We start from the raw sequence: 14,211 nt of genomic DNA on the forward strand, positions 1-14,211 counted from the left end.
ATATAACATGTTAATTATTTTATAAAACGTTGTTAGCCTAGATTTTTGGATGACAAATGTAGAATTTTTTTATCGGTATAGCCAATGTATGGCTGATTAATGCGTTATCGATCGACGAAATGTCCTTAAACGTGCCATCTTTAAAAAGGATATTGATCTTCTCGTCGGTCATATTATACGCCCGGAGGCTCGCATTGTCGGTAAATACAAAGTAGTCGAGTTCATCTCCTTTAAAGCCCCATGCCAGCTCCACCTTGCTTTTAAGCACAGTAACAGTTTCCTGGTCGAAGGGTTCACTGGTGAGTACCACTTTAAATAAGTTTCTGTTTATCAGCATATTACTTAAAGTGCTCAGTACTTTGTCGGGGTGAGTGGCCCAGGCTTTAATGGCACCCATCACATCGTAATCGTCCAGCAGGCAGAACTGCGCCAGGCATTCCGGGTTTTGCTCGAACTCGGTTTTACTAACGGTATTATACAGGAAATAGTGCAGGGCGGGGGAGCTGAACACCTCTTCGCCGGCCAGCGCCAGGTGTTTTGCCCTGGAAAGCACCTTTACCAGCATATTTTCGGCACTTAATACGGTTTTGTGCAGGTACACCTGCCAATACATCAGCCTGCGCGATACGATGAACTTTTCTATGGAATAGATTCCCTTCTCTTCCACCATCAGCTCGCCTTTGTGTACGGTAAGCATTTTTATGATGCGGTCGTACCCGATTACACCTTCCGACACCCCGGTAAAGAAGCTGTCGCGGTTCAGGTAGTCCATTCTGTCTACATCTAACTGGCTGGAAACCAACTGATGTAGGAATTTTTTATGATAAAGGCCGTTAAATATCTCAATCGTCAGCGTCAGCTCTCCATCCATTTCCTTATTGAGTGCTTCCATCAGGTAACGGCTTATTTCCTCATGGGATACGCCTTCTACGATGGAATGTTCCAAAGCATGGGAGTAGGGGCCGTGACCAATGTCGTGCAGTAAAATGGCCATTTTAGCCGCAATTTCCTCCTCATGGGTGATTTCGAAGCCTTTACCCTTTAACTCTGACAAAGCGCAGCTCATGAGGTGATAGGCCCCTAAACTGTGGTGGAAACGGGTGTGCATGGCACCCGGGTAAACCATCTGGGCCAGGGCCATCTGGTGGATGCGCCGTAAACGCTGGTAATAGGGATGTGATATAAGTTTGAATATCAAGGGGTGATCAATGGTTATAAAACCATATACCGGATCGTTTACAATTTTACGTTTTCGCTCAGTCATTCATTACTTTATTTCGGAAGCGGTACAAAGCTACTGTACTAAAACTTCATTCGGCACTTTTTTAATGATAAGACGCTCCAACTGGAAAATACCCTCATCGGTTTTTGCGTTCTTTAACATTTTATTGGATGAGTACGGTAGGAATGGGGAATGGTTTTTGTCGAAATTGGGCGTAATTTTAAAAACACACATATAAAAGCCAGCATGAGCCAAATCAACATACTTTGGGTAGATGATGAAATAGAGTCGCTGCGGTCGCAGATAATGTTCCTGGAAAATAAGGGTTACCACGTGTCTGCACTCACCAACGGGTATGATGCACTGGACTTCCTGAAGGAAAATATTGTGGATGTGGTGCTGCTCGACGAGTCGATGCCCGGCATTACAGGCCTGGAAACACTGGGCAAGATCAAAGAGATCGACCAGCAGATCCCGGTGGTGATGATTACCAAAAATGAGGCGGAGAACGTGATGGACGAGGCTATTGGCTCACAGATCACCGATTATCTTATTAAACCGGTAAACCCCAACCAGGTATTGTTGTCGCTTAAAAAGATCATCGATAACAAAAGGCTGGTATCTGAAAAAACAACTACCGCCTACCAGCAGCAGTTTCGCGATCTGTTCATGGCACTTAATGATAACCCCGACCACCGCGGCTGGTCGGATATCTATAAAAAACTGGTGTACTGGGAAATGGAAATGGAGAAAACCGACAGTGCTTCGATGACGGAGGTGTTAAGTTCCCAGAAGGCCGAGGCTAACACTGAATTTGCCAAGTTCATTGCCCGTAATTATACCGACTGGCTGAAACCCAATGCTAAAGATGCGCCGGTACTGTCGCACACGCTGTTCCGCGACAAAGTATTCCCTAACATCGATCCCAACGTTCCTAACTTCTTTATATTAATAGATAACCTGCGTTACGACCAGTGGAAAACGATCCTGCCGATCTTTTCGGAAACGTTTCGCCTGGTGGAAGAAGATACGTTTTACAGCATACTTCCCACATCTACCCAATACGCCCGTAACGCCATTTTTGCCGGCATGCTGCCCATAGATATTGAGGCCCGCTTTCCGGAAGAGTGGAAAAACGATGATGAAGACGGGGGTAAAAACCTGTTCGAAGAGAAGTTCTTTGCCGGCCAGTTGCAACGCCTGCGCCACGACATGCGCTTTTCCTATACCAAAGTGGTGAACCATAACGACGGCCAGCACCTTGTGAATAACATTCACAATATGATGAACTTCCCGCTCAACATTATTGTATACAACTTCGTGGACATGCTGAGCCATGCCCGTACGGAAATGGAAGTACTTAAGGAACTGGCGGGCGACGAAACGGCCTATCGCTCTATTACAGCTAGCTGGTTCGAACACTCGCCCTTACACCAGGCCTTAAAGAAGGTGGCCGATAAAAAGATCAATATCATTGTGGCTACCGACCATGGCAGCGTGAGGGTAAAAACACCGGTAAAGGTGATCGGGGATAAGCAAACCACTACTAACCTTCGTTACAAACATGGCCGCAACCTCAACTATGATGCGAAAGAAGTACTGGCTTTCCGTGATCCCAAGGATGCCGGACTGCCCCGACCGAATGTAAACTCTTCGTACATCTTTGCCCGTGAAGACGGTTACCTCTGTTATCCTAATAACTACAACTATTTTGTAAACTATTATCGCAACACCTTCCAGCATGGCGGCATATCCCTGGAGGAAATGATCGTTCCGGTGGCGCGGATGGTGAGCAAATAAGCCTTTTTGTTACATTTGCACCATGAATCTGAAGATCACACCAAATAATCTGGCTAAGCTGGAAAAGATTTTCGAGGAGTCTAAGTACATCATTCGCTATGAGAAGGGCAGTTTTATGTCCGGTTACTGCCTGCTCGAACACAAAAAGGTAGTGGTAGTCAACAAGTTCCTCACAATGGAGGGGCGTATTAACACCCTGCTGGACATTTTACCCAACATACAGGTAGATGTGGACTTTATGAGTGCGGAGTCGCAGAAACTGTACAAACAGGTATTAGACAGTAAAGCCCTTACCGATGCCGCAACAACTGCGGAGCAGGATGAGGAAGAAACCCCCACCACCACACCGGAATAATCGTGAGCAAACTGAAATTTACTTTTCTTGGAACAGGCACCTCGCAGGGAGTACCTGTAATTGCCTGTGGATGTGAGGTATGCGCCTCGCATAATCCAAAAGATAACCGCCTGCGCAGCAGTCTGCTCGTACAGTCTGATGCGGGTAATATTGTAGTAGATACCACGCCCGACTTCCGTTACCAGATGCTGCGGGCTAAGATGAAACACCTCGAATGTGTGCTCATCACCCATAGCCATAAAGATCATATCGCCGGTATGGACGATATCAGGGCCTTTAACTATTTCCAGAACAGTGCGATCGATATTTATGCCAGCGACTTCTCCCAGAATGTGATCATCCGCGAGTTTTCCTACGCTTTTGCGGATTTTAAATATCCCGGCATACCGGAAATTACGTTGCGCACTATACCCGACGATGCCTTTGAGATCAACGGCCTGTCCATTACACCGATTAATGTAATGCACCATAAAATGCCGGTAACGGGCTTCCGCTTTGGCGACTTCACTTACATTACGGATGCTAATTACATCGCACCGGAAGAAAAGGAAAAAATCAAAGGATCGAAGGTGTTGGTGTTGAACGCGCTGCGTCACGAAAAACATATTTCTCACTTTACACTCGAAGAGGCTATCGAGATCGGGCGGGAGCTTGAAATACCACAATTGTACCTTACGCATATCAGCCACCAGCTTGGGTTACACGATGAAGTGAGCAGGCAGTTGCCGGCCGGTGTTGCGCTTGCGTACGATGGATTGGAAATCGAAATTTAGCTGTACATTCATACAGTTAAATGTTGTTAACCCATGTTCAGGAAATTCCTAAAGGATTATCTCGACTTCTCGGCGCGCGAGCGCAAAGGCATCATCGCTTTACTTGTGCTGATCGTTGTTATTTACCTGGTGCCACTCCTTCGTCCTTACTTTTACCAGCCACCGGTAGTGGATAAAGTTGCTTTTGAAAAAGAAGTAACCGCTTTTCTTTCGCGGCCTGTAGAAGCTCCGCCTGCCTATAAGCCCCGGAAAGAAAAAGCGCCCATCTTCTCACCGACCCCCTTTGATCCTAACACCTTAAGTTTGGAAGGATGGATGAAGATGGGTGTAAGAGAGCGCACTGCCCGCAGTATCAGCCGGTTTGTAGAAAAGGGCGGCAGGTTCAGGAAAAAGGAAGATTTACAGAAGATATATACGCTGGCTAAGGATGAATACGAACGATTATTGCCTTACGTACGCATTCCTGAAAGCAGGGATACCGTATATAAGCGCCCGTTCGCAGCCCGGAAAGGCCCGCAACCGGTGGATGTGAACGAGGCAGATTCTGCGGCATGGGAGCAATTACCGGGTATCGGCCCGGGATTTGCAAAGAGGATAGTGAGGTTCCGGGACAGGCTGGGAGGCTTCTATTTTCCGGAGCAGGTAGCAGAAACCTATGGCCTGCCGGATTCGGTTTTTAATAAAATTCAACCTTTCCTTCGCATGGGTAGCATTTCACTAAGAAAAATCGATCTCAATCATACAGATGAGAAATCTTTAGCAGAACATCCATACATCAACACGAAACTGGCTATACAAATCATCCGGTACCGCAGTGTTCACGGGGCTTTTAAGTCGATAGAAACGCTTAAAGAGCTACCATTGGTGGATGATATTATTTATCGTAAAATTGAAAATTACATCACGATCAATTAAATCACTTTCCTGTTATGAATTTTGAGCCTACGGAAATGCAACAACAGATCGCGCAGATGATTAGGGACTTTGGAAAAACGCACATGCAACCCCACATCATGGACTGGGATGAAAACCAGACCTTCCCCGTTGATCTTTTTAAACAGCTTGGCCAGCTTGGGCTGATGGGCGTATTGGTGCCCGAAAAGTACAATGGCGCCGGCCTTGGTTACCTCGAGTATGTTACTGTAATAAGCGAAATATCTAAAATCTGCGGCGCCATCGGTCTTAGCGTAGCCGCTCACAACTCCCTCTGCACCGGCCACATTCTGCAATTCGCCAACGAAGAACAAAAACAAAAATACCTGCCCAAACTCGCTACTGCCGAATGGATTGGTGCCTGGGGCCTAACCGAACCTAACACCGGCTCTGATGCAATGAACATGAAATGTGTGGCAAAGCAGGATGGCGATGACTGGATACTGAACGGTGCCAAATGCTGGATCACACATGGTAAAAGCTGCGACGTTGCTGTTGTGATCGCCCGTACGGGCGAGGTGCGCGATAGCCACGGTATGACTGCTTTCATTGTAGAAAAAGGCACTGCAGGTTTCAGCGGTGGTAAAAAGGAAAACAAACTGGGCATGCGGGCTTCCGAAACTGCCGAAATGATATTCGATAACTGCCGCATACCAGCCGCCAACGTACTGGGTGTAGTGGGAGATGGGTTTATACAGTCGATGAAAGTACTGGACGGTGGCCGTATTTCAATCGCCGCCCTTTCCCTTGGTATTGCTAAAGGCGCGTTTGAAGCTGCCGCCAAATACGCCCAGGAACGCTATCAGTTCGATAAACCCATTGCATCTTTCCAGGGTATTTCCTTTAAACTGGCTGATATGGCTACTGAAATTGAAGCAGCAGAACTACTGACCATGCAGGCGGCCGATATGAAAAACAGGAAACAACCTATGACGAAAGAGGCTGCTATGGCAAAGTATTATGCAAGCGAAGTGGCAGTTAGAACAGCGAACGACGCCGTGCAGATATTTGGCGGTTATGGCTATACGAAAGACTTTCCAGTGGAAAAGTTCTACCGCGACGCCAAACTTTGCACCATCGGCGAAGGCACTTCCGAAATACAAAAGATCGTAATTGCAAGAGAAGCGTTAAAGAAATAACGGAATCGTTTGCGCAAATATTTAACACATAAGCCGGTGGAATAACCACCGGCTTTTTTATATCTTACTGATCTTAATCAACATGTTATGGAATTTGAAGAACAGTTAAGCCATATCTTCCCCGAGGCCGAAGCGATCCCGGAAGCCTTTCGTTTGCCTGCCGAAATGCACCAGCGCGAATATCTTTCCGGTGGCGAAATGAAACCCTGGAATGGCGATGTACATACCGTATTGTCCCCCATCTGCATTAAAACACCTGAAGGACTGCAACGTAAAATAATAGGCTCGTATCCGCTGTGTGGCCAGCAGGAAGCTATGGCCGCCCTGGACGACGCCGAAAAAGCCTATAACAATGGCCGCGGCGAATGGCCTACGATGTCGGTGTCTGAAAGGATCGGCTGCGTAGAGAAGTTTACGGGCAAAATGATCGAAAAGAAAGAGGAAGTGGTAAAGCTCATTATGTGGGAAATCGGTAAATCATACGCCGATTCTGCAAAAGAGTTCGACCGTACGGTAGAATACATTCATGCCACCATCGATGCGCTGAAAGAACTGGACCGTAAATCATCGCGCTTCGAGCAGGAGCAGGGCATTATAGGCCAGATCCGTCGTAGCCCGCTGGGCGTGGTGTTGTGTATGGGCCCATTTAACTATCCGCTGAACGAAACCTTTACCACGCTTATTCCGGCGCTTATTATGGGTAATACCCTTTTGTTCAAACCTCCTAAACACGGCACCTTAGTACATTACCCGCTGCTGGAAGCTTTCCGCACCTGTTTCCCCAAAGGTGTGGTAAACACTATTTACGGGCGCGGTAATGTGATCATTCAGCCGCTGATGGAATCGGGCCGTATTAATGTGCTTACGTTGATCGGTTCCAGCAAAGTGGCCAATCAGTTGAAGAAAATGCACCCGAAGGTAAACAGGCTGCGCGCCATCCTGGGCCTCGATGCTAAGAATGCGGCGATCATTACGGAGAAAGCTGATATTGATCTTGCGGTGCAGGAGTGTGTGCTGGGCTCTCTATCGTTTAACGGTCAGCGTTGTACCGCCATCAAAATTATATTCGTGCATCGTAAGGTGGCCGATCAATTCCTCACGAAGCTGTCGGCCGCTATTGAAAAACTGCCGTTCGGTATGCCATGGCAGAAAGGTGTGGCCCTCACGCCCTTACCTGAACCACAAAAGCCCAAGTATCTTAAAACGGTGATAGAAGATGCGATTCAACACGGCGCTAAGGTGATCAACAAACACGGCGGTGCCACTAACGAGTCGTTCGTATATCCGGCAGTATTGTACCCGGTGAACTCGCAAATGAAATTATATAGTGAGGAACAATTCGGTCCGGTGATACCGGTATTGCCTTTCGATGATATCGAAACGCCTATCGAATACCTGATCGAATCGGAACATGGTCAGCAGGTAAGCGTGTTCAGTAACAACGCTGCCGAACTGGCTTCGCTCATTGATCCGTTGGTGAACCAGGTGAGCAGGGTAAACATCAATTGCCAGTGTCAACGGGGGCCCGATATCTTCCCTTTCACGGGCCGCAAGGACTCAGCGGAGGCTACTTTGTCAGTTTTTGACGCTTTGCGCGCATTTTCTATTCGCTCGCTGGTGGCCACCAAACAAACCGAGCAGAACAAAGCTTTGATCAATAAAATCGTTAGCGATCAGACATCTAACTTTTTATCAACAAAATATATATTTTAATATTTCTGATGTTAAGGAATGTCATGATATATTGTCATGACATTTACTTTACGAGACAAAAATAATTACATGTTAGTGTGATGGTTTTATGTAAAGAGAACGTTAAATTTGGGTTATTACTTTCCTTACCAATTTATCAACCTAACAAAACCACGAAACATCGAGAAAAAATCTACTCCAAAAAAACAGGCTGTAAATCTTTTACAGCCTGTTTTATTTTAAGCAGGTGATGTTTCAGCGAAGTAATTTTCCAGGGCAAAAGCCGTACATCTTCTTAAAGGCTGCCGAAAAATGGTTTGGCGTACTATAGCCCAATAATTCAGCTGTTTCATTCACGTTCAGGTTGCGGGTCATCAGCATATCGCGCGATAGCTGCATTTTAAGCTGGTGAGCGTAGCCGAATACCGTTTGGCCGAACAGCATCTTAAATCCCTTCTTCAGTTTAAATTCATTCAACCCAAACTTCTGGCAAAGCATTTTCAGGCTCAGGTCCTCGTCGAGGAAATGTTGCTGGAGATAACTTTTAATGGAATGCATGGTGCTGATGTCTGCTGGTTTCAGTTGGTAGTGTTGATGCGCCGAAAGCGTACGCCTGGCCGGTATGGCCATTTCGGTGAAGAACTTGTAATGGGCGGTTCCAACGTTGAGGAAAGAATAAGGAGCGGCAGCAGCCGTTGTTTGTTCGTTTGTTAATGTTTGCTGGGGTGTCATTGTTAATCCGTTTTACGTATTTGTTATTCCGTTGTACGTACCAGTTGGCTGGGTACGCTGGGGTAAATTTGCGATGTAAAAGTAGACGGAAACGATGTTAAGGAAAATAATAAAATGGACGGGCGTATTACTGGCCGGCTTATTACTGGCGGTTTTACTCGTGTGGGTGGTAAGGTTGTACATGATCTAACATTCAGGTACGAACGGCGAATGGGGCCATAGGCTGACGTTATCCGTATAACTACTTAAACCGCCACGGGAGCGGTTGTACGTAGGTGTTTTGAAGAGATGATTAATACGGTTGGTTTGTGATGAGCGGTAAATATGGCTTAGGGCCGGAAAAGAGAAGGCCGTATTCTGAAAAACCAGGAATGAGCGCTGAATGCCTGAACTAATTTTAGCAGGTGTCAGTTGTTTTAAGTGGGCGGTCCTCCATTTGGGGGCCGCCATTTTTTTATGTTGATGCGTATTGCCGGTTATATTACTTATTCACTTCGGATAGTGATCCGCGCATTTTACTCCTTTATTCGTACGTTTTACTACCCATTACGTACCATCCGATCAATGAAGCCCTTCTACCTTTGCCTTACTAAATCTAATAACCCCCATGATACGGAAGATCTTAAAATGGACCGGCATTTCCATTGCCTCCCTCATCGTAGTGATTTTAATCGCCTGGGTAGTGTTCTACATTAAAGTAACGAACAGGCAAAACAAGGTATACAATGTAACGGTGCATAAAGTTAACATCCCTACGGATTCAGCATCGGTTGCTGCAGGTAAACGTGTGTTCGATATGAAAGGCTGTGGCGGTTGTCATGGTGCAAATCTCGAAGGTCATACCGAATTGGACGACCCCATGATAGGTCGCTTCTCCGGCCCTAACCTGACCAAAGGTAAAGGCGGTATTGGCGCCGATCGTACAGACCTCGACTGGCTGCGTGCATTACGCCATGGTATTGATAAGGAAGGAAAAACTTTGTTCATCATGCCTTCGTATGAATACTACAAACTCTCCGACCAGGACCTCGGTAATCTCATTGCGTTCATCAAAGCGCAACCGGCTGTAGACAGTGATCTGCCGGAAGATAAATTAGGCCCGCTGGGTATCGTACTGGCCGCATTGGACAAAATTCCCATTGCACCGGCAGAGATGATCGATCATCAATACAAACCAAGAACTGAAGTAAAGAAAGAAGTGACGGCTGCTTACGGCGAATACCTGTCAATGTCGTGCAGCGGCTGCCATCATCCTACATTTAAAGGTGGCGAAAGCCCGGTGCCCGGTGGCAAATTCGTAGCAGATATTTCCAGCACGGGTAATCCTGGTAAGTGGTCGGACGAGCAATTTATTACTGCTTTGCGTACTGGTAAAACACCGGAAGGTAAAACGTTGAACAATGCAGAAATGCCCTGGAAGATGACACAGAATTATAGTGACGATGAGCTGAAGGCATTACACCTGTATTTGAACTCCATGAAGTAGTTTAGGTAGAATAAAATAGCAAAAAAGGGCGCACCATTCGTTGGTGCGCCCTTCCTCATTTATGTGTATTGCTAATTTTAACCGCCCTTTTAATTCTTCGCTGCGTTGATGAAAATGGATGAGGTCCAGATTGCGTAGACCGTTTTCCGGTTTTGATTAATGGAAAAAGGCGGCCCGTGAGGACCGCCTTCATACTTAGTCGAGAAAATCCTCGTCCTTTTCTGTTTTCGGCTTCTCCGCCTGGCCAGCGAGGCTACCGAACCAGGTATCTACATTACCAGCCAACATGGGCGGCAACTTCGCTTTTACGAAGTCTTTAACGGCTTCAATGGCTCTTTCTGCCTGTTCTGCCGATACTCCGGCCCTTTCTTGTATTTGTTGAATAAGCTCCTGCATAAAACGTGTGTTTTAGGGTTTAAAAAACAAATGCCGGCAGTTACTCCGGCATTTGCGTATAATTTATCTGGTGATAATACCTTAAGCTACTTTCAGTTTGGTGAGCGTCGACTGTTCCAGTTTAGCCTGGGCGTAAGCCTTGGTGAGCGTAAAGCTGGTTTCGTTGCTGGATGGCAGTTCGAACATTGCGTCGCTGAGTACCACCTCGCAGATAGAGCGAAGGCCGCGTGCGCCAAGTTTAAATTCCATCGCTTTGTCAACGATATAATCCATGGCATCGTCATCAAATTCCAGTGTAATACCTTCTACTTTAAACAGTTTACGGTATTGTTTCACCAGCGCGTTTTTAGGTTTGGTGAGAATTTGTTTGAGCGCGTCTTTGTCCAGCGAGTTCAGGTAAGTAACCACCGGCAGCCTGCCCAGTAATTCGGGGATAAGGCCGAACGATTTCAGGTCCTGTGAGCTTACATAACGCAGGATGTGCTTTTTCGCATCTTCTTCCTTCTCTTTGTTAACGGTAAAACCGATAGAGTGGGTTTGGATACGGCGGCTGATGATCCTGTCGACCCCATCAAATGCACCGCCGCAAATGAAGAGTATATTTTGCGTATTTACCTTGATCAGCTTCTGCTCGGGGTGTTTACGGCCGCCTTGTGGTGGTACCAGCACTTCGGTGCCTTCCAGCAGTTTCAGCAGACCCTGTTGCACACCTTCGCCGCTTACGTCGCGGGTAATCGACGGGTTATCGCTCTTGCGGGCAATTTTGTCGATCTCATCGATATACACGATTCCGCGTTCGGCTGCTTCTACGTCATAGTTACACACCTGCAGCAGGCGGGTAAGAATGCTTTCCACATCTTCGCCCACATAACCGGCTTCGGTAAATACGGTAGCGTCCACGATAGTAAAGGGTACGTTCAGCAGTTTGGCAATGGATTTAGCCAGCAGGGTTTTACCGGTGCCGGTTTCGCCTACCATGATAAGGTTCGATTTTTCGATCTCTACTTCATCATCGCCTACCTGTTGGTTCAGCCTTTTATAGTGATTGTACACGGCAACGGCCATGATCTTTTTCGCATCGTCCTGCCCGATTACGTAATCGTCGAGGAAATGTTTGATTTCCACCGGTTTAGCTACTTTAGGCACGAAATGCTGAGCCGCAGCCTTTTTGCTACCTTCCTGGTGAAACAGTTCCTGTTCAATGATTTCCTGAGCATTTGCCACGCAGTTCTCACATATATGCCCGTCTGCCCCCGCAATCAGTATCTGTACCTCATCTTTGGACCGGTTGCAAAACGAACATCTTATCTTGGAATCTTTCATCTAAATTTTTTTAAGGTGACTTTGTCCATCCCCCACACAAGGGCCTGTAAAATTACGCTTTTTTACGGTTAGCATAAGGGGAGCGGGCTGTTTTAACAGTTCTGTTATAAAAGTCACCAGCGGGATTTAAAAGAAACGTCCCGCAGCTGCGGGACGTTCTAAATATTACTGCGGGTTTTCAGCCGCTTTTTTTCTTGGGTTTTTTTCGAGTACGTCATCGATGATGCCGTATTCTTTGGCTTCTTCAGCAGTCATCCAGTAGTCACGGTCGCCGTCTTTCTCTACTTTCTTAACCGGCTGTCCACTGTGTGAAGCGATGATTTCGTTCAGCTCTTTCTTCAGTTTGATGAACTCCCTTGCGGTGATCTCGATATCTGAAGTCTGGCCTTCCGCACCGCCGTGAGGCTGGTGAATCATTACACGTGCATGTTTCAGCGCAGTACGTTTACCTTTTGTACCGGCTACCAGCAGTACAGCGCCGAATGAAGCGGCCATGCCTGTACAAATAGTAGCGATATCGGGGGTAACGAGCTGCATAGTGTCGTAAATACCTAAACCGGCATAAACGCTACCACCAGGGCTATTAATATACATCTGAATATCGCGGGTACGGTCTGTTGATTCCAGGAACAGCAACTGAGCGGTGATCACGTTTGCAACATAATCGCTAACGGGGTCGCCCATAAAAATGATGCGGTCCATCATCAAACGGGAGAATACGTCCAGCTGAGCTATCTGCATCGGGCGCTCCTCGATGATGTAAGGCGTCAGGGAGTTTACCTGGTGTTTTGTATAACTGTCTACAACCAGGCTGCTGATACCATGATGCTTGATGGCGTATTTCCTGAATTCGTTATTATTAATGTTCATGATGGTGATGTTTATGAGGCAATTTTACAAATTCTTCTGCAGTGATATCCTCTTCTTTCACTTTCACCTTCGTTTCGGCCCAATCAAACAGCTTGGTCGTAATCATTTCGCGGTAAGTCTGGTCTACCTGTTTTTCGTCCTGTAACAAACGTTCCATGTAGCTGTCCAACCATTCTGGTGCTTCGCCTGTAGCGCCACCAACCTGGCCAAAGTAGCCCATGATCTGTTGTTTCATTCTTTCTTTCAGATCTTCGAAAGAAACTTCCAGTTTATTATCGCGGATCAGTTTGTCGCTGATGAGGGTCCAGCGCAGCTGATGGTCGAAGTTAGGGTATTCTGCGGCTGCTTCTTCAGCAGTCTTTGGCTTTTCGCCACCGGTTTGTAACCAGCGAACCAGGAACTCTTTAGGCAGTTCGATCGGTGTTTCGTGCACCAGGGTTTCGAACAGGTCGTTGTGCATGTGGTTCTTGGCTTCCTGCGCCCAGTATTTTGCCATCTCTTCTTTCAATTTGGCATTGAAAGCCTCAGCGGTGGTAATGTTCTGGCCAGGGTAAACTTCGTTAAAGAAAGCTTCGTTCAGTTCCCTTTTAGCGATCAAACCAACTTTAGTGATGGTGAGCGTAAAGTACTTCTTGGCAGCGTCTTTATCGGCGGCGTCCAGTCCCAGGTCTTTCAAAATCCAGTCCAGTCTTTCTTTCTCAAAAGCTTTGGACAACTGGATAGTGATGGTATCGTTTACTTTCTTGCCCTGGAGTTGTTCCTGGATAGCAGTAGTGAAATTTTTAACGAGGACGGTGTTTTCTTTTTTGATTCCACCTTCGGTCAGCTTTCCTTTCGAGTCTGACTCATCAAATGTAACGGTTATTACGTTATCTTCCGTAGTGATGCTCTCAGGCTCGCTCATTTCGCCACCTTTCAGGCGCATACGGTCTACCTCTTCATTCACCATCTCATCTGTAACGGTTACATTATATTTGGTGAGGGCTGTTTTTGCCAGCAGGGCATCTACTTCAAAAGAAGGTTTCAAACCTACTTCGAAACCGAAGTCATATTCTGAAGGAGCAGAATGGTCAAAGTTGATGGAATTGGTTTCCAGAGGAAGCGGTTGGCCGAAAATTTCAAGTTTCTCTGTTTGAAGGTAGCCAGTCAGCTCTTTTTCTACTGTTTTGATCACTTCGTCCGCGAATATAGCCTGACCATGCATCTTCTTGATCATGCCGGCAGGTACCATACCCTTACGGAAACCAGGGATGTTGGCTGTTTTGGTAAAATGCTTAACAGCTTTATCATAATTCGGAAGGTAATCTTCCTGGCTCACTTTCACAGTGATCTTATCATTCAATAAACCAATGTTTTCTCTGGTTACAGTTGCCATCTTGTTATATAATATTAAAAATTAAAACACGTGTTTTGTTTAATTCAGGCCGGTGATACACTTGCACGAAGATTGTGCCATGAGCCTGCAGCGAAGGTTGTCCCTGCCTTTTTAG

Annotated in this window: 13 protein-coding genes; 7 read left to right on the forward strand and 6 right to left on the reverse strand. The window is 46.5% G+C overall.

What is annotated here, in order from left to right; all coding sequences use genetic code 11:
• Positions 1-37: 37 nt before the first annotated feature.
• On the reverse strand, positions 38-1,264 hold the full coding sequence (locus QZT80_RS11495; protein WP_295121861.1) for an HD domain-containing protein: 1,227 nt from the start codon (positions 1,262-1,264) through the stop codon (positions 38-40).
• Between the two features lie 204 nt (positions 1,265-1,468).
• Here QZT80_RS11495 and QZT80_RS11500 point away from each other — a divergent pair, with 204 nt between their 5' ends.
• From QZT80_RS11500 to QZT80_RS11525, 6 genes are all read left to right on the forward strand, one after another.
• Positions 1,469-3,022: a bifunctional response regulator/alkaline phosphatase family protein gene (locus QZT80_RS11500; RefSeq protein ID WP_295121863.1), complete on the forward strand. Its 1,554-nt coding sequence runs from the start codon at positions 1,469-1,471 to the stop codon at positions 3,020-3,022.
• A 22-nt stretch (positions 3,023-3,044) separates the two neighbouring features.
• The gene (locus QZT80_RS11505; RefSeq protein ID WP_295121865.1) at positions 3,045-3,377 is read left to right on the forward strand and encodes a hypothetical protein; all 333 of its coding nucleotides are present in this window, start codon (positions 3,045-3,047) and stop codon (positions 3,375-3,377) included.
• A 2-nt stretch (positions 3,378-3,379) separates the two neighbouring features.
• Positions 3,380-4,150: an MBL fold metallo-hydrolase gene (locus tag QZT80_RS11510; RefSeq protein WP_295121867.1), complete on the forward strand. Its 771-nt coding sequence runs from the start codon at positions 3,380-3,382 to the stop codon at positions 4,148-4,150.
• 33 nt (positions 4,151-4,183) lie between these two features.
• Positions 4,184-5,065 (forward strand): helix-hairpin-helix domain-containing protein, encoded by an 882-nt coding sequence (locus tag QZT80_RS11515; RefSeq protein WP_295121869.1) that lies wholly within the window; start codon positions 4,184-4,186, stop codon positions 5,063-5,065.
• A gap of 14 nt (positions 5,066-5,079) precedes the next feature.
• Positions 5,080-6,222: an acyl-CoA dehydrogenase family protein gene (locus QZT80_RS11520; protein ID WP_295121870.1), complete on the forward strand. Its 1,143-nt coding sequence runs from the start codon at positions 5,080-5,082 to the stop codon at positions 6,220-6,222.
• Positions 6,223-6,309: 87 nt separating this feature from the next.
• Positions 6,310-7,935, forward strand: coding sequence for an NADP-dependent glyceraldehyde-3-phosphate dehydrogenase (locus QZT80_RS11525; protein ID WP_295121872.1), 1,626 nt, complete (start codon positions 6,310-6,312; stop codon positions 7,933-7,935).
• Between the two features lie 234 nt (positions 7,936-8,169).
• Here the strand turns inward: QZT80_RS11525 and QZT80_RS11530 are convergent, their stop codons facing one another.
• The gene (locus QZT80_RS11530; protein WP_295121874.1) at positions 8,170-8,646 is read right to left on the reverse strand and encodes a helix-turn-helix transcriptional regulator; all 477 of its coding nucleotides are present in this window, start codon (positions 8,644-8,646) and stop codon (positions 8,170-8,172) included.
• 607 nt (positions 8,647-9,253) lie between these two features.
• Here QZT80_RS11530 and QZT80_RS11535 point away from each other — a divergent pair.
• Entirely contained in the window at positions 9,254-10,132 is an 879-nt protein-coding gene (locus QZT80_RS11535) for a cytochrome c (RefSeq protein WP_295121876.1), read from the forward strand.
• A 195-nt stretch (positions 10,133-10,327) separates the two neighbouring features.
• On the opposite strand, the gene QZT80_RS11540 is transcribed toward QZT80_RS11535, so the two are convergent.
• From QZT80_RS11540 to tig, 4 genes are all read right to left on the reverse strand, one after another.
• Complete coding sequence (locus tag QZT80_RS11540; RefSeq protein WP_295121879.1) at positions 10,328-10,528, reverse strand: hypothetical protein; 201 nt, start codon at positions 10,526-10,528, stop codon at positions 10,328-10,330.
• A gap of 81 nt (positions 10,529-10,609) precedes the next feature.
• Positions 10,610-11,851: an ATP-dependent Clp protease ATP-binding subunit ClpX gene (gene clpX, locus QZT80_RS11545; RefSeq protein WP_295121881.1), complete on the reverse strand. Its 1,242-nt coding sequence runs from the start codon at positions 11,849-11,851 to the stop codon at positions 10,610-10,612.
• A 165-nt stretch (positions 11,852-12,016) separates the two neighbouring features.
• On the reverse strand, positions 12,017-12,721 hold the full coding sequence (gene clpP, locus QZT80_RS11550) for an ATP-dependent Clp endopeptidase proteolytic subunit ClpP (protein WP_295121882.1): 705 nt from the start codon (positions 12,719-12,721) through the stop codon (positions 12,017-12,019).
• Positions 12,711-14,096 (reverse strand): trigger factor, encoded by a 1,386-nt coding sequence (tig, locus tag QZT80_RS11555; RefSeq protein ID WP_295121884.1) that lies wholly within the window; start codon positions 14,094-14,096, stop codon positions 12,711-12,713. The genes clpP and tig overlap by 11 nt, the downstream gene beginning before the upstream one ends.
• Positions 14,097-14,211: the final 115 nt, after the last annotated feature.

This window comes from uncultured Chitinophaga sp., from assembly GCF_902168175.1.
GTDB lineage: Bacteria > Bacteroidota > Bacteroidia > Chitinophagales > Chitinophagaceae > Chitinophaga.